Origin of the sequence: Croceibacterium sp. TMG7-5b_MA50 (genome assembly GCF_039830145.1) — a bacterium.
Classification (GTDB): domain Bacteria; phylum Pseudomonadota; class Alphaproteobacteria; order Sphingomonadales; family Sphingomonadaceae; genus Croceibacterium.
The window spans coordinates 2,507,160-2,533,125 of record NZ_CP156082.1; the positions used below are offsets into that span (position 1 = coordinate 2,507,160).

21 protein-coding genes are annotated in these 25,966 nt (G+C 69.0%); 11 read left to right on the forward strand and 10 right to left on the reverse strand.

The genetic code is table 11. The annotated features are described in order from the left end of the window. Positions 1 to 173 precede the first annotated feature (173 nt). Positions 174 to 413 carry a hypothetical protein gene (locus V5740_RS11815; protein ID WP_347302677.1) on the forward strand — a complete coding sequence of 80 codons (240 nt, stop codon included), beginning with the start codon at positions 174 to 176 and terminating at the stop codon, positions 411 to 413. On the opposite strand, the gene V5740_RS11820 is transcribed toward V5740_RS11815, so the two are convergent. The 4 genes from V5740_RS11820 to V5740_RS11835 form a co-directional block, all read right to left on the reverse strand. Continuing rightward, positions 407 to 628, reverse strand: coding sequence for a ribbon-helix-helix domain-containing protein (locus tag V5740_RS11820; protein WP_347302678.1), 222 nt, complete (start codon positions 626 to 628; stop codon positions 407 to 409). The genes V5740_RS11815 and V5740_RS11820 overlap by 7 nt on opposite strands. A 35-nt stretch (positions 629 to 663) precedes the next feature. After that, positions 664 to 2,058, reverse strand: a complete 1,395-nt coding sequence (gene fumC / locus V5740_RS11825; RefSeq protein WP_347302679.1) for a class II fumarate hydratase — start codon at positions 2,056 to 2,058, stop codon at positions 664 to 666. Positions 2,059 to 2,161: 103 nt separating this feature from the next. Next, positions 2,162 to 2,884, reverse strand: a complete 723-nt coding sequence (phbB, locus tag V5740_RS11830) for an acetoacetyl-CoA reductase (RefSeq protein WP_347302680.1) — start codon at positions 2,882 to 2,884, stop codon at positions 2,162 to 2,164. A 124-nt stretch (positions 2,885 to 3,008) separates the two neighbouring features. Further along, entirely contained in the window at positions 3,009 to 3,752 is a 744-nt protein-coding gene (locus tag V5740_RS11835) for a hypothetical protein (protein ID WP_347302681.1), read from the reverse strand. A gap of 391 nt (positions 3,753 to 4,143) precedes the next feature. Here V5740_RS11835 and V5740_RS11840 point away from each other — a divergent pair, with 391 nt between their 5' ends. From V5740_RS11840 to asd, 6 genes are all read left to right on the forward strand, one after another. Next, positions 4,144 to 4,593, forward strand: a complete 450-nt coding sequence (locus V5740_RS11840; RefSeq protein ID WP_347302682.1) for a DUF3576 domain-containing protein — start codon at positions 4,144 to 4,146, stop codon at positions 4,591 to 4,593. Between the two features lie 13 nt (positions 4,594 to 4,606). Next, positions 4,607 to 7,147 carry a leucine--tRNA ligase gene (leuS, locus tag V5740_RS11845; RefSeq protein ID WP_347302683.1) on the forward strand — a complete coding sequence of 847 codons (2,541 nt, stop codon included), beginning with the start codon at positions 4,607 to 4,609 and terminating at the stop codon, positions 7,145 to 7,147. Continuing rightward, the gene (lptE, locus tag V5740_RS11850; RefSeq protein ID WP_347302684.1) at positions 7,144 to 7,638 is read left to right on the forward strand and encodes an LPS assembly lipoprotein LptE; all 495 of its coding nucleotides are present in this window, start codon (positions 7,144 to 7,146) and stop codon (positions 7,636 to 7,638) included. Before leuS ends, lptE begins: the two co-directional genes overlap by 4 nt. A 10-nt stretch (positions 7,639 to 7,648) precedes the next feature. Next, the gene (locus V5740_RS11855) at positions 7,649 to 8,701 is read left to right on the forward strand and encodes a DNA polymerase III subunit delta (RefSeq protein ID WP_347302685.1); all 1,053 of its coding nucleotides are present in this window, start codon (positions 7,649 to 7,651) and stop codon (positions 8,699 to 8,701) included. Positions 8,702 to 8,830: 129 nt separating this feature from the next. Then, entirely contained in the window at positions 8,831 to 10,237 is a 1,407-nt protein-coding gene (locus tag V5740_RS11860) for an exopolysaccharide biosynthesis polyprenyl glycosylphosphotransferase (protein ID WP_347302686.1), read from the forward strand. A 69-nt stretch (positions 10,238 to 10,306) separates the two neighbouring features. Beyond that, entirely contained in the window at positions 10,307 to 11,158 is an 852-nt protein-coding gene (gene asd, locus V5740_RS11865) for an archaetidylserine decarboxylase (protein ID WP_347302687.1), read from the forward strand. 7 nt (positions 11,159 to 11,165) lie between these two features. Here asd and V5740_RS11870 read toward each other — a convergent pair whose 3' ends face one another. Further along, on the reverse strand, positions 11,166 to 13,640 hold the full coding sequence (locus tag V5740_RS11870; protein ID WP_347302688.1) for an NAD-dependent epimerase/dehydratase family protein: 2,475 nt from the start codon (positions 13,638 to 13,640) through the stop codon (positions 11,166 to 11,168). A gap of 125 nt (positions 13,641 to 13,765) precedes the next feature. On the opposite strand from V5740_RS11870, the gene V5740_RS11875 reads away from it, so the two are divergent. Next, positions 13,766 to 14,191, forward strand: a complete 426-nt coding sequence (locus V5740_RS11875; RefSeq protein ID WP_347302689.1) for a hypothetical protein — start codon at positions 13,766 to 13,768, stop codon at positions 14,189 to 14,191. Between the two features lie 71 nt (positions 14,192 to 14,262). Further along, positions 14,263 to 14,451, forward strand: a complete 189-nt coding sequence (locus V5740_RS11880) for a DUF3008 family protein (protein ID WP_347302690.1) — start codon at positions 14,263 to 14,265, stop codon at positions 14,449 to 14,451. Between the two features lie 6 nt (positions 14,452 to 14,457). Here V5740_RS11880 and V5740_RS11885 read toward each other — a convergent pair whose 3' ends face one another. Genes V5740_RS11885 through V5740_RS11905 form a run of 5 tightly spaced genes read right to left on the reverse strand, consistent with a single transcriptional unit; the run spans position 14,458 to position 21,290 of the window. Further along, positions 14,458 to 15,438 (reverse strand): DUF2891 domain-containing protein, encoded by a 981-nt coding sequence (locus tag V5740_RS11885; RefSeq protein WP_347304516.1) that lies wholly within the window; start codon positions 15,436 to 15,438, stop codon positions 14,458 to 14,460. A gap of 2 nt (positions 15,439 to 15,440) precedes the next feature. Continuing rightward, complete coding sequence (locus tag V5740_RS11890) at positions 15,441 to 16,394, reverse strand: DUF979 domain-containing protein (RefSeq protein WP_347302691.1); 954 nt, start codon at positions 16,392 to 16,394, stop codon at positions 15,441 to 15,443. After that, positions 16,391 to 17,062 (reverse strand): DUF969 domain-containing protein, encoded by a 672-nt coding sequence (locus tag V5740_RS11895; protein WP_347302692.1) that lies wholly within the window; start codon positions 17,060 to 17,062, stop codon positions 16,391 to 16,393. Before V5740_RS11895 ends, V5740_RS11890 begins: the two co-directional genes overlap by 4 nt. Continuing rightward, a complete protein-coding gene (locus V5740_RS11900; protein WP_347302693.1) occupies positions 17,059 to 20,634 on the reverse strand; it encodes a hydantoinase B/oxoprolinase family protein in 3,576 nt (1,191 codons plus the stop codon). Before V5740_RS11900 ends, V5740_RS11895 begins: the two co-directional genes overlap by 4 nt. Positions 20,635 to 20,648: 14 nt before the next feature. Then, positions 20,649 to 21,290: a TetR/AcrR family transcriptional regulator gene (locus V5740_RS11905; RefSeq protein WP_347302694.1), complete on the reverse strand. Its 642-nt coding sequence runs from the start codon at positions 21,288 to 21,290 to the stop codon at positions 20,649 to 20,651. Positions 21,291 to 21,522: 232 nt separating this feature from the next. Between V5740_RS11905 and V5740_RS11910 the strand changes: the two genes are divergently transcribed. Together V5740_RS11910 and V5740_RS11915 are read left to right on the forward strand one after the other, a co-directional pair. Continuing rightward, positions 21,523 to 22,701 carry an efflux RND transporter periplasmic adaptor subunit gene (locus V5740_RS11910; RefSeq protein WP_347302695.1) on the forward strand — a complete coding sequence of 393 codons (1,179 nt, stop codon included), beginning with the start codon at positions 21,523 to 21,525 and terminating at the stop codon, positions 22,699 to 22,701. Between the two features lie 6 nt (positions 22,702 to 22,707). Beyond that, positions 22,708 to 25,923, forward strand: a complete 3,216-nt coding sequence (locus V5740_RS11915; protein ID WP_347302696.1) for an efflux RND transporter permease subunit — start codon at positions 22,708 to 22,710, stop codon at positions 25,921 to 25,923. Positions 25,924 to 25,966: the final 43 nt, after the last annotated feature.

Below are 25,966 nucleotides of genomic sequence, written 5' to 3' on the forward strand. Positions count from 1 at the left end.
AGCTTGCTGACCCATGCACGGCCGCGGATTACCCCGCATCCTACAGCCCCGGCCCACCTTCCGGCAAGAGCGATCGGGCAGGTCGTCCGTCCGCTATCCCCCTGACGGCACTGCTGAACCTTTTTGCCGGGCCAAGCGTTCACCCGGCCAGACCATCAGGAAGGGAGACCACCATGGGATTGCTGCGGATGGCCGTGCTGGGCGCGGCCGGGTACGGAATCTACAAATACGCCACCAGCCAGACGGGCGGCCATGCCGCCTTCGCGCGGGGCGAGGGCGATTCGGACAATTTCTCGAAGGTCCGCAACAGCGGCCCGGCCGCCATGGCCGATCGGGAGGATCGTGAGTGGGACAAGACTGACGAAGGGCTGGATCAGACCTTCCCTGCCAGCGATCCCCCCTCCACCTACTGATCCGCAGCCGGTCCCCGGCGCGCCGCCAGCCACAGGCGGATCGCGCCGGCGAGACCCGGCGGGCGCGGCGCGCCGAGCCGTTCGGCATCGATCCGCGCCACCAGCCTCGCGAGCGGCAGATCCTCGGCTGCCGCTGCCTCCTTCAGCCACTCCCAGAAAAGGGGTTCCAGGCTGATGGAGGTGCGGTGGCCGGCGATCTCCACCGAATGCTTCACCGGTGGGTGGTAGATCGTCGCCGGATAGGCCGCGGTCAGGCGTCTGGCCCCAGCATCGTTTCCGGCCGGACAACCCGGTCGAACTCGTCACCGGTGACGTGACCGCTCTCGATCGCCGCCTCACGTAGGGTCTGCCCGGTCTTGTGCGCCGTCTTGGCGATGGCCGCGGCCTTGTCGTAGCCGATGGACGGCGCCAGTGCCGTCACCAGCATTAGCGAATTGCCAAGCCCGCGGGCGATGTTGTCCTCACGCGGCTGCAGGCCCTTCAGCAGGTTCTCGACGAAGCTGTCGGCGGCATCCGCCATCAGCTTGACCGATTGCAGGAAGTTGTAGCCGAGCACCGGGCGGTACACGTTGAGCTCGAAATGGCCCTGGCTGCCGGCGAAGCTCATGGTGGTCTGGTTGCCCATGATCTGCGCGCAGACCTGCGTCATCGCCTCGCACTGCGTCGGGTTGACCTTGCCCGGCATGATGGAGCTGCCGGGCTCGTTCTCCGGCAGGGCCAGCTCGCCCAGGCCGCTGCGCGGGCCGGAGCCCAGGAAGCGGATGTCGTTGGCGATCTTGTACAGCGCCGATGCCAGCGTCGCGATCGCAGAATGGGCGAAGACCAGCCCGTCCTCGGCGCCCAGCGCCTCGAACTTGTTGGGCGCGGTGACGAAGGGCAGGCCGGTGTCGGCGGCGATCTGCTCCGCCACGCCTTCGGCGAAGCCCTTGGGCGCGTTCAGCCCGGTGCCGACGGCGGTGCCGCCCTGCGCCAGTTCGTACAGGCCGGCCAGCGTCGCTTCGATCCGGGCGATCCCGGCCTCCACCTGGCGGGCATAGCCCGAAAATTCCTGGCCCAGCGTCAGCGGCGTCGCGTCCTGCGTATGCGTGCGGCCGATCTTGATGATGCCGGTCCAGGCCTGCGCCTTGCCGGACAGTTCCGCATGCAACGCCTTCAGGGAGGGGAGCAGCGCGCCCGTCACCTGCTGTGCGGCGGCGATGTGGATCGCGCTGGGGAAGGTGTCGTTGGACGACTGGCTCATATTGACGTGATCGTTGGGGTGGACCGGCTTCTTGGTCCCGACCTCACCGCCCAGCGCCACGCTGGCGCGATTGGCGATCACCTCGTTGGCGTTCATGTTGCTCTGCGTGCCGGACCCGGTCTGCCACACGACCAGTGGGAAGTGATCGTCGAGATCGCCCGCGGCGACTTCCGCGGCGGCGGCGGCGATCGCATCGGCGAGCTGTTGATCCAGCAGGCCCAGCTTCGCATTGGTCAGCGCGGCGGCGCGCTTGATTGTGCCCAGCGCGTGGACGATCGGGAGCGGGATGCGTTCGCCGCCGATGCGGAAGTTCTGGCGGCTGCGCTGCGTCTGCGCGCCCCACAGGCGGTCGGCGGGAACCTCCACCGGGCCCATCGTGTCGCTTTCGGTGCGCGTCTCGGCCATGCTCGTTACGTCCTTCACGCCCCGGCGGTGACAGGCCGGCCGCGTGCCCCGGGGCGGGCAGGGGGCCGTTTCCGCGCCCCTTTGCCCGCCAGCCGGCCACAACTCAATACATGTGCTGCCCACCATTGATCGACAGCGTCGATCCGGTGACGAAGCCACCCTGCTCCGACGCCAGGAAGGCGACGCCGCGCGCGATCTCGCTCGCCTGGCCCAGCCGGCCGACCGGGATCTTGGCGACGATCTTCTCCAGCACCGCTTCCGGCACGGCGGCGACCATCTCCGTATCGATGTAGCCGGGCGCGATGGCGTTGACGGTGATGCCGAAGCGCGCGCCTTCCTGCGCCAGCGCCTTGGTGAAGCCATGGATGCCGCTCTTGGCGGCGGCATAGTTCACCTGGCCGTACTGCCCGGCCTGGCCGTTGATCGATCCGATATTCACGATCCGGCCCCAGCTGCGCGTCTTCATGCCGGGGAACACCGCCTTGGCCATGTTGAAGCAGCCGCCCAGATTGATCCGCATCACCGCGTCCCAATCCTCAAAGCTCATCTTCAGCAAGGTGCCGTCGCGGGTGATGCCGGCATTGTTCACCAGCACGTCGATCGGGCCGACCTCCGCCTCGACCTGTGCGACGCCGTCCAGCGCGGCCTGGTGGTCGCCCACATCCCAGCGGTAGGCGGCAATGCCGGTTTCCGCGGTGAAGGCCTTCGCCTTTTCCTCGTTGCCCGCGTAGTTGGCGACGACGGTGAAGCCGTCATTCGTCAGCGCCTCGCAGATGGCGCGGCCGATGCCCCGGGTACCGCCGGTGACGATTGCTACGCGTGCCATGGTTCTCTCCTTGTCCCTGTCAGCAGAGCAACATGCCTAGACCGACAAACAAGCCGCGCGCAAAGAAAAACCCCGCACAATGGCGGGGTTTTTCAGAAAGATTAATGCTGCAACTGCGAACAGTTCAGAAGCTGAACTGCGTCCCGATATAGACTGCCTGCCCTTCCTTGTGGGAGACGTCCTGCGCGGGCGTGATACGGTGCTGCTGCTGCGAATAGCGGACACCCGCCGTGACGTTGAGGTTGCGCGTCAGGCGATAGCTGCCCGCGACATTGACCGTCTGGTCGCCCCGCGGATCGGCAGGACGCGCCGCCGGTGCACTGCGGCCGTTCTCCTCCACCCCGATGCGCGCGGCGAAGCGGCTTTCGACGGTGTCGGTGTCGGCCGGGCGGAAGTCCGCCAGGTTGGGGATCGCCGCGTCGGACAGCGTCTGCGACAGCACCGGCGCCGGTTTGGCGAAGGGCTGGAAGCCGCGGGCGACACCCAGGTTGTAGCGGGTGGGTGCGATCCGCAATGCGCCGGCATCGGTCGCCGCCACGGCGCCGAGGCTGCGCTGCGCCGGGCGCACGGTGGCGAAGCGGGCCGCGCCGTCGCCATCCACACGCACGGCCACGGTCACGGTGCGCCGTGCCGCCCGTTCGCCGGAACCCGCGGGTGTGAACCGGTCCAGGCCACGGCCGGCACCACGTTGCGCCACCAGATCGGCGACAGCGGGATCGACCGCGCTGGGGGTGAAGACGGAATTGCCGAGCTGGAGGGAGCCGATGCGCGGCGCCGGCTCATCACCGAAGCCGGTGAGCGCCCAGCCGGCAGTCGGGGCGCCGGCGATCAGCGCGGCGGCCACCAGCCCCGACACCGATTTGCGCACTCTGCCTGATCCAGCCTGTTTGCCCACGATGAAACCCTTTTTCCCCCATGACATGCCCAGTACCGCAGACGCCGATCATGCTTAACGGTTCCTTGCGCACCGTTTCGGCCGACCGGAATGGCCTGTAGTGCCGATTCCATGTCCAACATTGCATATGTAGGACAATCCAGGCGATCGCACCAGCATGGGACATGCTTTTCCCGGACCTGTTGCATGGCTTCAACAATCGCGTACCCCACGCACGAGGAATTCAGCGCCGGTTCACCGCCAGACCGCTGGTTGGCGCACCGGCTTGCCGCGCGTGCGCGGAGCGAATAGAGGCGCCCTTGCGGTATCTGCCGCCGGGGACGCGCCCGATCGTGGCCCGCGGCTTCACCTGACAGGATCGACCATGTTCTTTGCCCCTCGCCAACACCCGCTCCGTTCCGCCGCCCTCCTCGCGCTGGTCGCGCTGGCCGGCACCACGGCCGCCTGCGGCGGGCGCGAACGGCCGGAGGCGGACCTCGCCGCCGCGCAGGTTACCTCCATCGGGGTCAATTCCTACCTCTGGCGCGCCACGCTGGATGCGCTGTCGTTCATGCCGCTGACGCAGACGGACAGTGCCGGCGGCGTGATCGTGACCGACTGGTACACCAACCCCGATGCCGCGAACGAGCGGATGAAGGTGTCCGTTGCCATCCTGGACCAGGATCTGCGGGCCGATGCGCTGCGCGTGGCGGCAAGCCGCGAGGTGCTGCAGAACGGCACCTGGGTGGCGGCGCCGGTCCAGGCCGCGACCGTGCAGAAGCTGGAGGACATCATCCTGACGAAGGCGCGCGACCTGCGCCGCGCGGCGCTCTGACCGGCAGCCATTCATGACCGATACCCGGTTCGATGCGCGGTTTGATCCCGGCACCGCCGACACGCGCTGGCAGCGCGCGTGGGACGAAGGGCAGTGCTTCCGCGCGGACAGCGGCAGCGACCGGCCCAAGGCCTATGTGCTGGAGATGTTCCCCTATCCTTCGGGGCGCATCCATATCGGCCACGTGCGCAACTACACGATGGGCGACGTGCTCGCCCGCGCGCGCCGGATGCAGGGGCACGAGGTGCTGCACCCGATGGGGTGGGATGCGTTCGGCATGCCGGCGGAAAACGCCGCCATGGAAAAGGGCGTCCATCCCGGCGGCTGGACCCGCGACAACATCGCCACCATGAAGGCGCAGCTCCAGCGCCTCGGCTTCGCCCTCGACTGGAGCCGGGAGATCGCGACGTGCGAGCCCGATTATTACGGGCACGAGCAGGCGCTGTTCCTGGACCTGTACGATGCCGGTCTGGTCTACCGCCGCGAATCGGCGGTGAACTGGGACCCGGTCGACATGACCGTGCTGGCGAACGAGCAGGTGGTCGATGGCCGCGGCTGGCGTTCGGGCGCGGTGGTGGAGAAGCGCAAGCTCAACCAGTGGTTCCTGAAGATCACCCAGTTCGCGGATGAGCTGCTGGACGGGCTCGGCTCGTTGGATGGCTGGCCGGACAAGGTGCGGCTGATGCAGGAGAACTGGATCGGCAAGTCGCAGGGCCTGCAATTCAGTTTCGCCACCTCTGACGGCGGCAGCGTGGAGGTCTATTCCACCCGGCCCGACACGATCTTCGGCGCCAGCTTCGTGGCGGTCGCCGCCGATCACCCGATCGCGCAAAACGTGGCCGCCACCTCGGTCGAGGCGCAGGCCTTTATCGAGCTGTGCAAGCAGGGCGGCACCACCGCGGCGGAGCTGGAGACGGCGGAGAAGCTGGGCTTCGATACCGGCATCACCGCCCGCCATCCCTTCACCGGCGCGGCGCTGCCGGTCTATATCGCGAACTTCGTGCTGATGGAGTACGGCACCGGCGCGGTGATGGCGGTGCCCGGCCATGATGCCCGTGATTTCGAGTTCGCCACCAAATACGGTCTGCCGATCCTGCGCGTGGTCGCCGCCGATCCCGCCGCCGCCGACGCGCCGCTGATCGAGGCGGAGACCGACGACGGCATCATCGTCAATTCGGACTTCCTGAACGGCGTGGCCGTGGCCGAGGCGAAGGCGGTGGTCATCGCCCGCGCTGAAGGCGAAGGTTGGGGCGAGGGCAAGACCGTGTGGCGCCTGCGCGATTGGGGCGTCAGCCGGCAGCGCTACTGGGGCACGCCGATCCCGTTCATCCACTGCGATGCCTGCGGCGTCGTGCCCGTCCCGCGCGAGCAATTGCCGGTCGTCCTGCCGGAGGATGTCGACTTCGCCACCCCCGGCAACCCGTTGGAACGCCACGCCACCTGGAAGCATGTCGATTGCCCCAGCTGCGGCGGCAAGGCGCGGCGCGAAACCGACACGCTCGACACCTTCGTCAATTCGTCCTGGTATTTCCTGCGCTTCGCCAGCCAGCCCGCCGAAAAGGCGTTCGACCCGGCGGAGGTCGCCGCGTGGATGCCGGTGGCGCAGTATATCGGCGGGATCGAGCATGCGATCCTGCACCTGCTCTATGCCCGGTTCTGGACCCGCGCGCTGGCGCATGTCGGCAAGCTGGACGTGGCGGAGCCGTTCGCGGCCTTGTTCACGCAAGGCATGGTCACGCACGAGACCTACAGCCGCGACCACGATGGCCGCACGATCTACTACGCGCCGAACGAGATCAGCCGCTCCGCCGAAGGCGCGCTGCTGACCGCCGATGGCGGCGCGGTGGAGATCGGCCGCGTGGTCAAGATGTCCAAGTCGAAGAAGAACGTCGTCGACCCGGATGTGATCGTGGCCAAGTACGGCGCCGATGCCGTGCGCTGGTTCATGCTGTCCGATTCGCCGCCCGAACGCGACCTGCCGTGGTCGGAGGCCGGGATCGAGGGCTGCGCCCGCTTCGTGCAGCGGCTGTGGCGGTTGTTCGGGCAGTACGATGCCGCCGCGACGGGTGAGGACCACAAGGAAGATCGGGCGCTCGCCCGCCGTACGCACCAGACCATTGCCGGCATCACCGCCGACATCGACGCGCTGGCCTTCAACAAGGCGGTCGCCCGCCTGTACGAACTGGCCGGCGCGGCGGACAAGGCGGCGCCGTCCGCCACCCGCTCGGAAGCGATCCGCACCCTGCTGCTCCTCGTCTCCCCCATGATGCCGCATCTGGCGGAGGAAGGCTGGGCCGCGATGGGCCAGCAGGGCCTAGTCGCCGACGCCGCCTGGCCCGAGGTCGATCCTGCGCTGCTGGTGGAGGACGAGGTGACGGTGGCGGTGCAGGTTAAGGGCAAGCTGCGCGACACGCTGACCGTGCCCAAGGGCCTGCCCAACCCGGAACTGGAGGCGCTGGCACTGGCGAGCGAGAAGGTGCAGCGCACGCTGGACGGCGCACAGGTGCGCAAGGTCATTGTGGTGCCCGACCGGCTGGTCAATATCGTCGCATGAGGCTGCTCGCCGCCCTTTCGCTTCCCCTGCTGCTGGCCGCCTGCGGGCTTCAGCCGATGTATGGCGGCGGGGGCAGCGGCGCGGTCGCGCGCGGGCTGGGCGCGGTGGACGTGCCCGCGATCGAAGGGCGGGCCGGCTGGCTGGTGCGCGATGCGCTGCGGCAGGAGCTTGGCCAGGGAGCAGACGGCGTCGGCAGCGGCGCCGCCTATCGCCTCGACGTCCTGCTGGACGAACAATTGCAGGGTCTGGGCGTCCTGACCAACGAGACGGTCGGGCGCGAACGCTACATCCTCAGGGCCCGGTACCAGCTGATCGAGCTTGGCACCGGCACCATCCTGCTCGACGCCACCGCGGGGTCCGATGCGGGCATCGATGTCGTGTCCAGCGAATATGCGACCATCGCGGCGGAACAGACCGCGCAGGAGAACCTGGCGCGCGAACTGGCGGACCAGATCGCCAACCGGCTGGCGCTGACGCTGCGCGACCGGTGAGGTCGGCGCGGTGAAGGCCACCGGCAAGGACTGGTTGCAGCAGGCCCAGCGCGCCGGCGCCGCCCTGCGCGTCACCTTCCTGTGCGGACAGGACGAGGCCGGCGCCGCCGCCGCGGCGGAGCGGCTGGTCGCCATGCTGCCCGCCGGCGGCGGCGAGCGGGTCGAATTGACCGGGGGCGAGCTCAGGTCCGATCCCGTGCGCCTGGGGGACGAGGCGCGCTCCACCTCCCTGTTCGGGGCGGAACGGCACATCCGCATCCGCTGCACCGGGGACGAGGCGCATGATGCGCTCGCCAATCTGCTGGCGCTGGTCGATGCGGGGGAGGCGGACGGCGCCTGCCCGGTGATCGTGGTCGCGCTGAACGCCACTGACAAGAGCCGCACGGCGAAGCTGCTGGCCCCCCGGCCCGATTCGCTCATGGTGATGTTCTACCCGCCGGATCTGCGCAGCGTCGCGGCGGAGGTCGGACGCATGGCGGCCGGCGCCGGACTGAAGCTGCCGGCCGAACTGGCGGAGCGGATCGCGCGCGGCGCGGCGCTGGACCTCCGGCTGTGCCAGTCGGAGATCGACAAGCTGGCGCTCTACCTCGATGCATCCGCGCTCGCGCCCAAGCTGGCCGATGCCGACGCGCTGGATGCGGTCGGTGCGCGGACGGAGGAGGATGGCTTCGCCCCGCTGGTCAACGCCGTGCTGGGCGGCGACACGCAGCGCCTGCCCGCCGAACTGGCGCGCATGGCGGAACTCGAACTGAACCCGGTGGGCGTGTTGCTGGCGATCGAGCGGCGCGCCGCGCAACTGGCGCAGCTCACCGCCCGTCTGGCGGGCGGCGGTCAGCGCATCGGCGAGCTGCTCGAATCGGAACAGCGGGCCCGACGGGTGTTCTGGCGCGACCGGGCCGACCTGGAACGGCAATTGCAGCGATGGGATGCGGCGCGACTGCACCGGCTGGTGGGCCGGCTCATGACCCTGCACCGCACCCTGCTGGCTAACAGCGCGGCGGCGCCGCTGCTGCTGGCGCAGGATCTGGCGGAGATAACGCGGTTCGCCTCCACCAGACGTTAATGTCTTGTAATGCACCATTAGGGGACAGGGGCTGTTCGCAACTGCACAATAGCATAGCCAAGCAGGGGTGATGTCAGTATGTCAGGGGGGGACGGGACGCGATTGTCAGCAACTGCATGGGACAACACCGTGAACGCACCTGCTCTCCGGATTGAAGGTGAACGCCTGCTGCCGCGTGTGTCGGCAGGGGGACTCGCGCCTTCGCTCGAACGCAAGCGGCTGCAGGTCTACGCCACGCAGATGGCGCTCGACTCGATCCTGCTGCTGTCCTGTTTCGCCGGTGTGGCGACGCTGTATTTCGGCCACCTGCCTGACGCGGCGGAAATGCTGGCCGGCAATCTGCTGCTGCCGATCTTCCTGACCATCGCGCTGCATAACGGCACCTACTCGCTGGTGACGCTGACCGACTGGAAGCAGGCTGCCGGCCGCATGGCCTCCGCCGTGCTGATCGCCGCGGTGCTGCTGACCTTCATCGCCTATTTCGTGAAGGTGTCAGACAGCTTCTCGCGCATGGTACTGCTGGGCGGGGTCACGTCCTCGCTGCTGGTGCTGAGCGCCACGCGCTTCGTTTCGACCCGGTGGCTGCGCTCGTTGTGGGGCCCCAGCCCCATGAACCTGCTGGTGATCGATGCTGGCGGGCCGCCCATCCGCGTGCCGCACGCCTATCGCATCGACGCGCATGAACACGGGCTGGAACCGGTGCTGGACGATCCGCACATGCTGGATCGCTTCGCCCGGTACCTGCGCAACATGGACCAGGTGGTCGTCAACTGCCCGCCCGAACACCGCGCCGCCTGGGCCATGGTGCTGAAGGGGTCGGGCGTCCATGGGGAAGTCACCAGCGGCATCGTGCGGGAGATCGGCGCGCTCGGCGTGGTTCACCGGGAGGACGCCGATGTATCATCCATCCTGGTATCGACCGGGCCGCTGGGCCTGCGCGACCGGGTGGCTAAGCGGCTGTTCGATATGTTCGTGTCCGGGCTCGCGCTGCTGGCGCTCTCGCCCGTGCTGCTGACCGCCGCCCTGCTCATCAAGCTGGAGGATGGCGGTCCGGTGTTCTTCCGCCAGCGTCGCCTGGGTCAGGGCAACCGCTTCTTCCGCATCTACAAGCTGCGATCGATGCGGGTGGAGCAGTCGGATGCCGACGGCAACCGTTCCGCCAGCAAGGATGATGACCGGATCACCCGTATCGGATCGTTCCTGCGCAAGACCAGCCTGGACGAACTGCCGCAGCTCATCAACGTGCTGCAGGGCGACATGAGCATCGTCGGCCCGCGCCCTCACGCATTGGGCTCGCAGGCCGGCAACAAGCTGTTCTGGCAGGTCGACCGCCGGTACTGGCAGCGGCACTGCCTGCGCCCCGGCATCACCGGCCTCGCGCAGATCCGCGGGTTCCGTGGCGCCACGGACAAGGAAAGTGACCTGACCGGCCGCTTGCAGGCGGACCTGGAATATCTGGCGGGCTGGAGCATCTGGCGCGACATCCGCATCATGTTCGCCACCGCCAGGGTGGTGGTGCACGACCGGGCGTTCTGACGCGCACGTCGGGATAAACGCCCGCCACGATTGGCTTTTGGCGCTCCGTCGTGCAATCTGCCGCCGGTGATGATCGATCGCCTCAAGGTCCTGCTGCAATACGCCCTGCCGAAACAGCGGCTGACCACCTTCGCCGGACGGATCGCGCGGGGTGAGCACGGCCGGACCACGCAGCGGCTGATCCGCTGGTTCGCCCAAAGATACCGCGTGGACATGAGCGAGGCGGCGGAGCCCGACCTTGCCGGCTATCGCAGCTTCAACGCCTTCTTCACCCGGGCCCTGCACCCCGCCGCCCGGCCGATCGCGGCGGCGGATTTCGTCAGCCCAGTGGATGGCACGATCAGCCAGCTCGGCGCGATCGACGACCACCACATCCTGCAGGCCAAGGGCCACCGCTTCACCGTGACGGAGCTGGTCGGCGGGGAGGAGGCGCTGGCCGCGCCGTTCCGCCACGGCAGCTTCGCCAACCTGTACCTCTCCCCGCGCGATTACCACCGGGTCCACATGCCGTGTGCCGGAACCTTGCGGCGCATGGTGCATGTCCCCGGCGCGCTGTTCTCCGTCAATCCGGTCACCGCACGCGGCGTACCGGGCCTGTTCGCGCGTAATGAGCGGGTGGTGTGCCTGTTCGATTCGGCCGAGCATGGCCCCTTCGCCATGGTGCTGGTCGGCGCCACGATCGTCGGCAGCATGGAAACGGTGTGGCACGGCGTGATCAATGCCGCGCGTACGGGCCGCATCGTGCAATGGTCCTACCCGCCGGGCGAGGTGGTGCTGGACCAGGGGGCGGAGATGGGGCGCTTCCTGCTCGGCTCCACCGTGATCCTGCTGTTCCGCCCGGGCACGATCGCCTTTAATCCGGCCTGGGGCCCCGAAGGCGCGGTCAGGCTGGGGCAGCGAATGGGTGACCGCCCCGCCTGACTCGCGATCAGGCGATGCGCCGGGTCCAGTCGCCGTAGCGTTCGTGCACCGCGCCGCGCTTCAGGCTCAGTGCGATCAACAGCAGGCCCGCGACGATGCTGGCGATCGTATGCGTGCCGCCGGCGTCGAACAGGAACGGCGTTACCAGCAGCGCCGCCCCCAGCGGGATCAGCGCATAGCGGACGACGCGCGCCACCTCCGCCGCGGCGATGGAGATCGCGGTCAGCGCCAGGAAGCCGATGATGTGGTCGGCGTCGGCCATCGCGCCGCTCGCGCCGAAGGTCAGGCGGGTGAACAGCAGCGTCGTCGCCACCACGCCCGCCAGCACCAGCGTCCACGGCAGGTTGACCCCGCCGCCCCACATGTCCGCCAGGATCGTGCCAGCGCCACGGTCGAACTCGTCACGGCGGGGGGTACGCTGGCCCTCGTCGGTGTCGCCGAACAGGAAGACGCGCAGCCACGGCTTTCCGGCCTTGGCGCGGCGGCGCACGAACTGGATCGTCGCCAGCAGCTCGTCCAGCGAATAGGGGATCTGCACCAGCATGGCGGCGGCGCCGACCAGCGTCAGCGTGGCCCAGGTGCCGATCACGACCGGCTGGATGATGACAAAGGTGATGGAGACGACGCCCAGCGGCGCGATCATCAGGCCGAACAGGAACACCAGCCACGGCATGGTGCGCCAGCGCGCCTGCGACCCGATGATGCCGGTGACGATCTCCAGCGCGTAGGTGTAGCCACCCAGCGCCGCATCGGGGATCGGGAACGCTTCTGATACGGAGGATGTGACCACCGCCTCCGTCCCGTTCTTGGCGGGTTCGGCGGCGAGGCCGGGGAAGAACGGGTCCCACACGCCGCTGACCTGTCCCAACTGGTAGGCGGTGAGATAGCGGGAGACGAGCAGCCCGACCAGCGCCAGCGCGATGATCGGGATGCGCTGCGTCCAGGTCGACGGGTTGTAGGACCAGCCCGGCGGCACATCCGGTCCGGTGGTGCTGGCGACCATCGACGGCCCCGGTTCCGGCTTGGTGCCGACCGCCAGGCCGAAGGCGAACGCGCCGACCAGCGTGTCCGACAGGAAGGCGGCCGGATTCTCCGTCCAGAACAGGAACGGCACCGCCATGATGCCGGCCGCGGTCGCCGCGCTGGCCCAGCGGGCCCACGTCGCCTGCCACGACAGCGACAGCGCGGCGAACAGCATCAGCGCGCAGCCCAGCGCGATCTCCGACCAGAACAGCGCCGGTTCCGTCACCTCCACGATGACCGGCTGGACCGCGATCCAGGCACCCAGCCCCATATTGGTGAAATGGGCCCAGCGGTTGTCGGCATGCTGGCGCCGCCGCTGCGACTCGTAATGGCGCCGCAGCGTCTCGGGATCGCGGTCGACCTCCTCCGCCTCGCTGACGAAGGCGGGGGGCGGAATGCGGTTCGCCTCGTACCAGCCGGCGGGATCATCCTTCAGCGCCGCGACGATGGCGGGCAGCTCGTCCGCCAGGCGGTGGTGCGGCCGCCAGTCGAGCAATTGGCGGGCGCGGGTCACGTCCGGCTCGTAATGGTCGCTCGCCATGCGCGTCATGAACGGGCGGATGAACGGCCGCTCGCCGCCGTCCAGCGCGTCGGGCACGACCGGCTCCGCCTTGTCCTGCGCCCAGGCACCGACACCCGCCAGCGTCGCCGGCAGGCGGATCGTCGGCCATTCCTCCGCTCCGTGGATCAGCTGGCCCAGGCGGTCCTGCAGGTCGGCATAGCCGATCGCCTCCGGCTCGCTGACCAGGATCGCGGTCAGGCCATCGTCGATCCGCGCCAGTTCCGCCCGCCGGTCCACCGTGCGCACGAAGGCGTCGATCATGTCGTCCCGATGCAGCATCGCCTGCCCGGCATCGGTATCGCCGGAATAGAACACGCTCTGGAAATCGCGTTCGTAAATGCGGGCGATCTGGTTGGCGAAGGTCGGCACGGATGTGCGCTCGTCATACACCCCCGCCAGCCGCAGGAACACGGTGGGGATCGTGCCGCGCTCCTCCCGGATCGCCTGCTCCGCCGCGGCCTTCGATTTGGGGTAGGCCCAGCCGGGGCCGATCGGCGTGTCTTCCGTGATCCGTTCGCCCGCACGGCCCGGTTCGTGGACCAGCATGGTGCCGGAATAGACGAACTGTTCGACGTCCAGCCCCCGCAGCACGCGCATCAGGTTGCGGCTGCCCTCCACGTTCACGGCGCGGTATTGCGGGCGATCCTCCCCGCTGAAGTCGAAGAACGCGGCGAGATGCAGCACGCTGGCGATCTGCCGGCCATGGTCCGCCGCGATCCGGTCCAGCGCGCGGGCGAGGTCGTCCGCTTTCGTCAGGTCGGCATCGATGATGGGGAAGTCCGCCTGGTCACCGCCGCGGTCCAGCCCGACGATGCGGTAATTGTCGGCCAGCGCCGCCGCCAGCGTGCGGCCGAGATTTCCGGCAGCGCCGGTAATGAGCACGAGCGGCTTGGCCATGCAGTGGTTCCCTGTCGGTTCACGTTGGTAGTGCGCTGCAGCGTGATCGGTTCCGCCGGCGCCGCTCGACCATGCTGGCCGGAACCGGCATAAGGGTGGTGAGGCACCCAGCCGGGGAGGGGAAAGTGAAGCGCCTGTTCCGACGAGCATCCGCGGCACCGGACGAAGCGGACGAACCGTTCGCTCCCGTCTCCGCCGACCTGCCTTACGAACTGCAATCGAAGATGCTGGATCAGCTGACCACGGTCAGCGTCGCCGGTGTGGGCCTCGCCATCACGCTGATCGGCAGCCTGCTGCGCGGCGCATCGCATGATGTCTGGCTGTCGGTCGCCTTCTTCGGGCTGGCGGCGATCACCGCGGTGAGCGGGAACATCCGCCTGATCGAAGGCACGTTCCAGCAGCGCGCCGTGCTGCGGCGGAGCAAGCGGGACGTTTCGCTGGTGATGACCTTCATCGGCGTCGCGGTCGGCTTCCTCAGCATGAGCATCTACGATGCCGCGAGCAAAGCGGATGGCGCGGTGACGGCGGTCGAGGCCACCGGGCAGGGCTGACCCTCGCACCGGCGCTGTCGGCACCATGGCCCGGCTGCGGCGTTCCACAGGGGCAGAAAGGAACCCGTGCCATGCCCGCCAAATCCGCCGCCCAGCAGAAGGCCGCCGGCGCCGCGCTCAGCGCCAAACGCGGCGATACGCCGAAATCCAAGCTGAAGGGTGCCTCCATCAGCATGGAGAAATCCATGAGCGAGGACCAGCTTGAAGAGCTTGCGCATACCAGGCGCAAGAACAAGCCGGAGCATGTCGGCGACGATTGACCCCGGTCAGCCGCGCGCCAGCAGGGCCAGCAGCGCGAAGGAGGCGAGCCAGTGTTCACCCATGTAATCGCCCGCCACATGGTCCAGCCCGGCGGCAAGATGGGTCTCGGCCACCGCCCGCAATTCTGCCGCGCGGTCCGGCGTGGCTGCGGCGATGCCGTTCAGGCACCAGGCGCGGCTGAGGTTCAGCCCGTCCAGATGCGCGATCTTGCCGTCGCTGCGATCCGACACGATGGCGGGGGTTAAGCGGCCGGCGATGCGCCCGGCGGGCAGGAACGCATCGAACCACCGGGCGAACTCCCCCGCCGGCATCACCCGCGCCAGCAGCAACGCGGCGGTGAGGGCGGGCGACAGGAACTCGTCCCCACCCGGCTCCCAACCCTGGTAATCGCTGCGCCCGGCATAGCCATCCATGGCATAGCGATCGATCGCGGCGAGCAGCGCGGGATCGCGCCCCACCGCCCATTCGCGCGCCAGCACCAGCGCAAAGGCAGTGTTGAAGTGCGTGCCGGTGGTGATCGGATAGGTCAGGACTTGCAGGTAATCGCCCAGCATGCCGGCGAAGCGGCGCGCCAGCGGCTCCAGCGCGGGGCCGAGAAGGTCGGGGGACAGCCGCTCCGCCGCGTGGTGCAGCGCCAGCAGCCAGGCCCAGCCATAGGGGCGCTCGAATCCGCGCGCGCTCGGCCGGTCGAGATAGGCCAGCTCCACCGCCAGTTTTTCGGCCGTGAAGGTCCCCGCCGCCAGCGTGTCGATCTCGTCCGCCGGGGCCATGTCGGGGAACAGGCGGCGCAGCGTCAGCAGCGTCCACCAGCCATGGACGCAGCTATGCCAGTCGAAGCTGCCGAAGAACACCGGGTGCAGCACGCGCGGGGGCAGGGCGTCGGCATCCGCCACCAGCACATGGTCCAGCTTGTGCGGGTATTCGCGCGCCACATGGCCCAGCGCGATGGGGGCGAAGCGGGCGGCGATGTCGGGGGTCAGGGTCATGGTCATGGAAAGGCCAGCCAGTAGATCAGCAGGAGGTTGCAGGCGAGTAGCGGGACGGCGGTGCCCCATTGCATACGGATGACGCCATACTGGCTCTTCAGGTCGAGCAGCGCGGCGGGCACGATGTTGAAGTTCGCCGCCATCGGCGTCAGCAGCGTGCCGCAAAAGCCCGCCAGCATGCCGATCGCGCCCACCACCGGCGCGTTGCCGCCATATTGCTGCACCAGCACGGGGATGCCGATCGCGGTCGCCATCACCGGGAAGGCGGCGAAGGCGTTGCCCATGATGATCGTGAACCCCGCCATGCCGAGGCAGTAGAGCGCGACCGACAGGAACAGGCTGCCTTCCGGGATGGCCGCGCCGGCGAAGCCGCCGATGATCTCCCCCACGCCCGCCAGCGCGAAGATGCCGCCCAACGCCGCCAGCATCTGCGGCAGCAGCGCGGCCCAGCCGATCGAATCCATCAGCCGCCGCCCTTCCTGCAAGGGGGCTGCCAACGGCGGTCGCAGCGTGCGGAACGCCACCGCCAGCGCCAGCAGCGTGCCGATGCCCAGCAGGATCAGCGTCTCGCGCCGCGCCTCGAACAGGCCGGTCGTGCCCAGCGGGGTGTAGCTGTAGAGCAGCGTGCCGATGACGGCGGTCAGCGGGATGACCAATGCGGGCACGAACAGCCGGTTGCCATGCCGCGCCGCCAGCGCGCTGCGTTCGGCGGGGCTGGTGGTCGCCGGCGCGCTGCGGCCGATCCGCCCGGTCCCGGCCAGCGCCACCAGCGCCAGTACCAGGATACCGTTGGCGAGGTCCGACAGGTGGCTGCCGGCCAGGAAGCTTGCCGCCACCAGCCCCCAGAACGCGCCATTGCCCCACCGCTTCGGATTGGCGCGATCGCGCACGCTCAGCACGCTCCACGCGGCGAACACCGCGCCGGTCAGCAGGTACAGCCATTCCAGCGTGATCATGGCCTGCCACGCCCCAGACGGCGGTCGAACCACAGCACCCGCCCGCCATGGATGGCAAAGGCGCACAGGGCGGTCGGGATCGCCCAGACCGACAGCTGCAGCGGCGTCAGCGGATAGCCGGCGCTCTCGAACACGCCCTGGATCAGCAGAATGGACGCGATGGCGAAGAAGATGTCCTCGCCGAAGAACAGCCCGATATTGTCGGTCGCCGCGGCCATGCCCAGCACCTGCTCGCGCTCGTCCTCCGCCAGGTCGCCATGGCTCGTCTCCGCGGCGGCGAGCGCCATCGGGGCGAGCAGCGGGCGCACGGCCTGCGGGTGGCCGCCGATATCCTTCAGCCCCAGCGCGGCGGTCAGCTGCCGGAACCCGAGATACAGCAGCAGCAGCCGGCCCATCGTCGCGCCCCGGACCGCGCCGATCAGCGCCCGCGCGCGCTCCTGCAGGCCATATCGTTCCAGCAGGCCGATCACCGGCAGCACGATCCAGCTGACGGAGATATAGCGATTGTCGTTGAACGCGCGTCCCAGTGCCTCGATTACCCGCACCAGCTCTAATCCCGCCAGCAGCCCGGTGGCGATACCTGCGACCGCCACCACCAGCAGCGGATTGAACCTGAGAACGAAGCCGACGACGACCAGCACGATGCCGATCAGCGGCAGCGCGCTCATGCCTCCGGCTCCCCGAACCCGCCGCCGCCGGGCGTGTGGATCACGAAGGTGTCGCCCGGCTCCATCTGCGCCGATCCGGTCGCGCCCAGCCGCTCCACGCTGCCGTCGGCGCGGCGCACCCAGTTCTCGCCCGGCAGCGCATCGCCGCCGCCCGCCAGCCCACGCGGCGGCACGGCGCGGCGGTTCGCCAGGATGTTGGCGCGCATGGGCTTCAGGAACGTAACCTCCCGCTCCACCCCGTCGCCGCCGGGATGCAGGCCGCGCCCGCCCGATCCGCGGCGGATGGCGAAGCGATCCAGCCGCACGGGCAGGCGCGTCTCCAGGATTTCGGGATCGGTCAGGCGGCTGTTGGTCATGTGCGTCTGCACCGCATCGGTGCCCGGATGATCCGGCCCCGCGCCCGATCCGCCGCAGATCGTCTCGTAATACTGGCGGGTGTCGTCGCCGAAGGTGAAGTTGTTCATCGTCCCCTGGCTCGGCGCCAGCCGGCCGGTGGCGGCGAACAGTGCATCCGTCACCACCTGGCTTGTCTCCACATTGCCCGCCACCACCGCCGCCGGCGGATGGGGGCTGAGCATGGAGCCGTCGGGCACGATCAGCGTCACCGGTTGCAGGCAGCCGTCGTTCAGCGGCACGGCATCGTCGATCAGCGTGCGCAGCACATACAGCGCGGCGGCGCGGGTGATCGATCGCGGGGCGTTAAAATTGCCCGCCAATTGCGCGCTGGTGCCGGTGAAGTCGAAGACCGCCGTGCGCGCCTGCCGGTCGACGCGGATCGCCACCGTGACCTCCGCCTCGTTGTCCATGGCATAGGTGAACGCGCCGTCATCCATGGTGGCGAGCAGCCGGCGAACGCTCTCTGCCGACTGGTCCAGCACATGACCCATATAGGCCGTGATCACGGCGCCCCCATGCTCCGCCGCCGCGCCGGCCAGCAGCTCCGCCCCGCGGGTACAGGCGGCGAGCTGCGCGGCAAGATCGGCCAGATTGCGGTCGGGGCGGCGGGCCGGCCATTCGCCGCTGCCAAGCACGGCGCGCAGCTCCGGCCCCAGCAGGGTGCCGTTTTCGGCCACCAGCAGGTTGTCGATCAGCACGCCTTCCTGGGTGATATCCGTGCTGCCGGGCGGCATCGATCCGGGGGCGGAACCGCCGACATCGGCATGGTGCCCCCGCGCCGCGACGAAGGCGTCGGGAACCGTCGAATCCTTGTCCCAGAATACCGGCACGATCAACGTGATGTCGGGCAGGTGCGTGCCGCCGTGATAGGGATCGTTCAGGGCATAGGCATCGCCGCGCAGCATGCCCCGGCCATCGCGCGCCCTTCCATCAGTGCCGGAACCGCGCATCGCGATCACATGCGCGACCGATTCGCCCATGCTGCCCAGATGCACCGGGATGTGCGGGGCGTTGGCGATCAGGCGTCCCTGCGCATCGAACAGCGCGCAGGAGAAATCGAGCCGTTCCTTGATGTTCACGGAACTGGCGGTCGCCTGCAGCACCGCGCCCATCTCCTCCGCAATGGCCATGAACAGGTTGCCCATGATCTCCAGCCGCACGGGGTCGCGCGCGGTGTCGGCGGTCCCTCGCGCCATGCGGGCGCCTTCACGGCGGAGCACCAGCGTCCCTTCATCCGCCAGGCTGGCGGTCCAGCCCGGCTCGACCACCGTCGTGCTGCCGGGATCAATCACCAGCGCGGGGCCGGGGATCGCCTGCCCCGCATGCAGCGCACCGCGCGGCAGCGTCCGCCACCCGCTGCCGCTGGCGAAATCGGACACCGGCAGCGGTTCCGCCGCCAGCTCGGCCAGTCCGCCGACGCGGCCCGTCGCCGCCACGCTCAGCGCCTCGACGATCACCGGCGTATGCGCGTCGGCGGTGCCGAAGCGGCGGCGGTGCTCGGCGCGGAAGGCGGTGTCCATCGCGGCGGGGTCGGCGCAGTCCAGCGTCAGCGCGGTGTCGCTGTCGGCGAAGCGCAGCCGTGCGCGCGAGGCCAGGGTGATCGCCTCGTCCGGCACGCTCTGGTCCAGCAAGGACTGTCGTGCCTTTGCCTCCAAGGCCGCAAGGCCGGACCCGAACCCGTCCAGCAGCGGTGTGCCCAGCGTGCGTTCGCGAATCGCCTGTACCGGCGCCAGGCCGATGCCCCAGGCCGACAGGACGGAGGCGAGCGGATGGACCAGCACCGTCTCCATCCCCAACGCATCGGCCACCCGCGCAGCATGCTGCCCGCCCGCCCCGCCGAAGCAGGCAAGGGCATAGCCGCGCACATCGTGTCCGCGCGCCACGCTGATCCGGCGGATCGCGGCGGCCATGTTCTCCACCGCGATGGCCAGGAACCCTTCCGCGATCGCGTCCACATCCATGCCGCCGCCGAGCTGGTCCGCGACCTCCTCCAGCCGCAGCCGGCTGGCTTGCGGGTCGAGCGGCTGCTGCCCGTCGGCCCCGAAGACGCGCGGGAAATGCGCGGGATCGATCCGGCCGAGCGCAAGGTTGCAGTCGGTCACCGTCAGCGGGCCGCCGCGGCCGTAACAGGCGGGGCCGGGCTGCGCGCCTGCGCTGGCCGGGCCGACGGCGAAGCGCACCCCGTCGTAACGGCAGATCGAGCCCCCGCCCGCCGCCACCGTGTGGATGCGCATGGCGGGCGCCGCGACACGCACGCCGGCGACGACCTCCTCCGTCGACAATTCGTGGCGGCCGGCGTAGTGGCACACATCGGTGCTGGTGCCGCCCATGTCGAAGCCGATCAGCCGGTCGTGCCCCAGCGGCGCGGCGGCCGCGACCATCCCGACGACGCCGCCCGCGGGCCCCGACAGGATCGCGTCCTTGCCGCGAAACGCGTCCGCCTGCGCCAGCCCGCCGCCCGATTGCATGAAGGACAGCGCGCGGTGGTCCGGCAAGTTGGCCCGCAAAGTGGCGACATAGCGCGCCAGCACCGGCGAGAGATAGGCATCGACCACCGTGGTATCGCCACGGGGCACGTAGCGGATCAGCGGCGCCACCTCGTGACTGGCGCTGACCTGCGCGAAGCCGGCCTCCCGCGCCAGTTCCGCGATGCGGCGTTCGTGCGCCACATGGGTCCAGCCATGTACCAGCACGATCGCCACCGCCGCGAAGCCGTCGGCGCGCAAGCTTGCCAGCTGCGCGCGCACCGCCCCCTCGTCCAGCGGAACCAGCACGGTGCCGTCAACGCCGACCCGCTCCGCCACCTCGACCACCCGTTCGGCCAACTGGTCGGGCAGCACGATATGGCGGGCGAAGATGTCGGGCCGCGCCTGGGTGCCGATGCGCAGGCCATCGGCAAAGCCCGCGGTGGTCAGCAGCGCCACCCGCTCGCCCGTGCGTTCCAGCAGGGCGTTGGTGGCAACGGTGGTGCCGATGCGCAGCTCCGCGATCGGCCCCGGCCCGTGCTCCGCCATCAAACGGCGAACCGCCTCGCTCGCCGCATCGGCGTAGCGGCCGGGATCCTCCGACAGCAGCTTGGCGACGAGCAGCCGCCCGGCCGGGCTGATCGCGATGACATCGGTGAAGGTCCCCCCGCGGTCGATCGCGAAGCGCCAGGCGGGCTGATCGGGCATCATCGCCCGCCTTTTAGTCATGCATCATCGTGTGTCGATGCGCGGCAATCCTGCGGGCGGTGGCACTTGAACAACGTGGTCATCTCCGACCGGAGGAACCGGTCCATCATCGCGCGGGCCAGTTCCGCACCGGCCTCGCCATGCACGATGGTCCTGCTCGCCACCCCGACGCCGAAGGTCAGGATGAACTGGGCAAAGGCGTTGATCGCCGCCTGGTCCGTATCGGGCGGGGCGATCGCGACCAGCGCGGCGGACAGACTGTCCAGTACCCGGTCGTCCAGCGCGCGGTAGATTTCCGCCACCCGCTCGTTACGGGCAGCCTCCGCAATAATCTCCGCCACCAGGGCGTAATCGTTGGACGTATCCGACTGATTGAACCGGCCGAGCCAAGCCCAGATCGCCTGCGGGTCGGCCTGCTCGACGGCGGCGGCCAGCACGTCCTCCTCCAACCAGGCGGCGACATCCGATTCGCAGATGGCGGCGATGATCGCCTCCTTGCTGGCGAAGTCGCGGTAGATCTGCCCGACCTTGATGCCCGACTCGGTGGCGATCTGCGCGATACCAGTCTGGTGGAAGCCCTGCTGTTCGAACAGGCGCCGCGCCACGGCGAGCAGGTGGCTGCGCCGCTCCTGCGCCCGTCCGGCCCTGTCCGGCTTCACGTTCTGATCGGAAACGATGACTGCTCTCCTTTGGGCTTGCCAAGCCGCAGAACCAGGATTACTCGGCGCACAATAGTGTGAGTGAGCGATCACTCATATGCCTGAGCTTGCCGGTGAAGCAAGCGGGACGTGACTGGAAAGGACCGCCGTCAAAGGATCGCCTCGCACGCATGTGGGGGTGAAAACTTGCGGCTGTTCGCGTGCGTGACAGCAGAGTCAATCGAAGGTGGACATGATCAGGATTGCTTCAGCGGCCGCACTGGCCTTGCTCCTCGCGGCGTGCGGCAGTGGTGCGCAGCAGCCGCCACCCGCCGGTCCGCCGCAGGTCGGCTTCGTCACGGTGACGGCGCAGCCGGTGACACTGAGCACCGAGCTGCCGGGCCGCACGACCGCCTACGAGACATCCGAGGTGCGCCCGCAGGTGAACGGCCTGATCCTGGAACGGCTGTTCCAGGAAGGCGACATGGTCCGCAAGGGGCAGCCGCTCTATCGCATCGATCCCGCGCCGTACCGTGCGCAGGTCGCCAGTGCGCGCGCCGCGCTCTCCCGCGCCCGCGCCGGCATCGCCAACAGCCAGGCGCTGGCCCGCCGCTATGGCGAGCTGGTGGAGATCAACGCCATTTCCCGCCAGCAGGCGGAGGATGCGAGTGCCGCCGCGCAGCAGGCGCGGGCCGACGTCGCCGCACAGCAGGCTGCCTTGCAGGCGGCGGAGATCGATCTCGCCCGTACCACCATCCGCGCGCCCATCAGCGGCCGGATCGGGCGGTCGACCTTCACCACCGGCGCGCTGGTCTCCGCCGCGCAGGTGGAACCGCTCACCACCATCCAGCGGCTCGACCCCATCTTTGTCGACATCCAGCAATCGAGTGCCGAGGTGCTGGACCTGCGCCAGCAGCTCGCCTCCGGCGAACTGGACCGCGGCGGCGCCGCCGCGCGCGTGCAGCTGAAGCTGGAGAATGACAGCACCTACCCCGCGGAAGGGCGGCTCAGCTTCACCGACGTGAGCGTCGATCCGACCACCGGCAGCCAGGTGGTCCGCGCCGTGTTCCCCAACCGGCAGGGCCTGCTGCTGCCCGGCATGTATGTCCGGGCGGAGATGGTGGAAGGCACGCGCGCGGATGCGCTGCTGGTGCCGATCCGTGCCGTCACGCGGGACGAACGGGGCAATCCCACCACCATGGTCGTCGGTCCCGACGGCAAGCTGCAGCTGCGCATCCTGACCGCGCCGCGCACGGTGGGCCAGAACTGGCTGGTCACCGGCGGCCTGAAGGCGGGCGACCGCGTCGTCGTCGAAGGCGGGCAGAACCTGCAGGCGGGCACGGCGGTGAAGGCGGTGCCGTACCGCGCACCCGCGCCGGCCGGCGCCGCCCGGCCGCAACCGGCGGCAGCCGCAACGGCGAAGGCGGACTAAGCCGCCATGTCACGCTATTTCATCGACCGGCCCATCTTCGCATGGGTCATCGCCATCGTGCTGATGCTGTTCGGCGTCATCGCCATCAACAGCCTGCCGATCAGCCAGTTTCCGACGATCGCACCGCCGACGGTCACCATCAGCGCCTCCTATCCGGGCGCCGATGCCGAGACGCTGGAGCAGACGACCACGCAGATCATCGAGCAGCAGCTGAAGGGCATCGACAATCTGCGCTACTTCTCCGCCTCGTCCTCCTCGGCCGGGCGGGTCACGATCACGCTGACCTTCGAACAGGGCACCGATCCCGACATCGCGCAGGTGCAGGTGCAGAACAAGCTGCAGGCGGCGACATCGCTGCTGCCGCAGGAGGTGCAGCGCCAGGGCGTGACGGTGGCCAAGTCCGCCGCCAGCTTCCTGCTGGTCGCTGCGATCTATTCCGAAGACGGCAGCCATACGGCGAACGACCTGTCCGATTACATCGTGTCGCAGGTGGTGGACCCGGTCAGCCGCGTGACCGGCGTTGGCGAATTGCAGGTGTTCGGCACGCAATATGCGATGCGCATCTGGGTCGATCCGCTGAAGCTGCGCAGCTACAACCTGACGATCGCCGACGTGACGGCGGCGGTGCAGGCGCAGAATGCGCAGGTTTCCGCCGGCCAGATCGGCCAGCTGCCCGCCCCGGCGGAGCAGGAGCTGAACGCCACCGTTTCCATCCAGTCGCGCCTGCAGACGCCGGAGGAGTTCGGCAATATCCGCCTGCGCACCGATCAGTCGGGCGCCGTGGTGCGCCTGCGCGATGTGGCGCGGGTGACCAAGGGGGCCGAGATCTACGGCTTCGACACGCAGTACAACGGCAAGGCCGCGTCCGGTTTCGGCGTGCGGCTGGCGACGGGTGCCAACGCGCTCGACACCGTGGACGCGGTAAAGGCGGAGGTGGAGCGGATCGCCGCCGGCTTCCCGCCAGACGTGAAGGTCGTCTACCCGTACGATTCCACGCCGTTCGTCCGCCTGTCGGTGGAACAGGTGATCCACACGCTGGTCGAGGCGGTGGTGCTGGTGTTCCTGGTCATGTTCCTGTTCCTGCAGAACTGGCGCGCGACCATCATCCCGACCATCGCGGTGCCGGTGGTGTTGCTGGGCACCTTCGGCGTGATGGCGATGCTCGGCTATTCCATCAACACGCTGACATTGTTCGGCATGGTGCTGGCCATCGGCCTGCTGGTCGATGACGCTATCGTCGTGGTCGAGAACGTGGAGCGTCTGATCCAGACGGAGCATCTTCCGCCCAGAGAGGCGGCGCGAAAGTCCATGGACGAGATCAGCGGCGCGCTGATCGGCATCGGCATGGTCCTTTCGGCGGTGTTCCTGCCAATGGCGTTCTTCGGCGGATCGACCGGCGTAATCTATCGCCAGTTCTCCGTCACCATCGTCGCATCCATGGTGCTGTCGGTGCTGGTGGCGCTGATCCTGACGCCGGCGCTGTGCGCCACCATCCTGAAGCCGCACAAGGCCGACCAGGCGGAAGGCAAGGGGCCGCTCGCCCGCTTCTTCCGCTGGTTCAACCGCACCTTCGATCGCGGCACGCAGAAGTACGAGCGCGGCGTCGTGCGTACGGCGCGCAGCTGGAAGCGTTCGGGCCTGGTCTACCTGCTGATCGTGGCGGTCATGGCCTTCACCTTCTGGCGCCTGCCCAGCGGCTTCCTGCCGGAAGAGGACCAGGGGTCCATGATCGCGCTGGTCCAGGCACCGCCCGGTGCCACCTTGCCCCGCACGCAGCGGGCGCTGGACGTGGTGCGCGACCATTTCCTTGAGACCGAAGCCGCCAATGTCGCCAGCGTGTTCACCGTCAGCGGCTTCTCCTTCGCCGGCCAGGGGCAGAATGCGGGTCTTGCCTTCATCCGCCTGAAGGATTGGGAGGAGCGCCCGGGTGCCGATAACGGCGCGCAGGCGATCGCCATGCGATCAATGGGCACGTTCGCGCAGTACCGCGACGCCAGCATCTTCGCGCTGGTGCCGCCCGCCGTGCAGGAACTGGGCAACGCCACCGGGTTCGACATGTGGCTGGTGGACACCGGCGGCCTTGGTCACGACGGCCTGCTCGCCGCGCGCAACCAGCTGCTGGGCATGGCGGCGGGCGACACCCGCGTCGCGCAGGTCCGCCCGCTCAGTCTGGAGGATGCGCCGCAGCTGTCGGTCGACATCGACCAGGACAAGGCGGGTGCATTGGGGCTGGACCTCAGCGCCATCAACCAGACGATCTCGACCGCCTGGGGCGGCGCCTACGTCAACGACTTCCTGGATCGTGGCCGGACCAAGCGGGTCTATATCCAGGCGGACGAGCAGTACCGTTCGTCCCCTGACGCGATCGGCGACTTCTATGTGCGCGGCAGCAATGGGGAGATGGCACCGTTCACCGCCTTTTCCGACCTGTCGTGGCAACAGGCGCCGGTGGTCCTGACCCGGTACCAGGGGCAGGCGGCGATGCAGCTGCAGGGCGCGCCGGGTGCCGGCCTCAGCACGGGTGCCGCGATGGAGGCCATGGAGGAGATGCAGGCGAAGCTGCCGCCCGGCACCGCGCTGGAATGGACCGGCCTCTCTTACGAGGAGCAATTGTCCGGCGGCCAGGCTCCGGCGCTGTATGCCCTGTCGCTGCTGATCGTGTTCCTGTGCCTTGCCGCCCTGTACGAAAGCTGGTCCGTGCCGATCGCGGTCATGCTGGTGGTGCCGCTGGGCGTCGTCGGTGCGGTGATCGCCGCCGCGCTGACTGGACTCAACAACGACATCTACCTGCAGGTCGGCCTGATCACGACCATCGGCGTGTCGGCGAAGAACGCGATCCTGATCGTGGAGTTCGCGGAGGAACGGGTGCGTGACGGGATGAACGCCTTCGACGCCGCGATCGAGGCGGCCCGGCTGCGCCTGCGGCCGATCCTGATGACCAGCCTCGCCTTCGTGTTCGGCGTGCTGCCGCTGGCGCTGTCCACCGGCGCGGGCGCGGGCGGGCAGAACGCGATCGGCGGGTCGGTGGTCGGCGGCATGCTGTCCGCCACCGTGTTCGCCATCTTCTTCGTGCCGATGTTCTTCGTGGTGATCGCCCGCCTGTTCAAGCACGGGCAGACCGATCAGCCATCGCTGAACAACGACGTGGAACCTGATGGCGGCAACAAGTCCTCCGACGGCGGCGAGACTGTTCAAGGCGGCCCGGCGCCGCAGGGAGCCTGACGTGAAGACCAAGTCCCTCCTCGCGGTCCTGGCGGCTGCGACG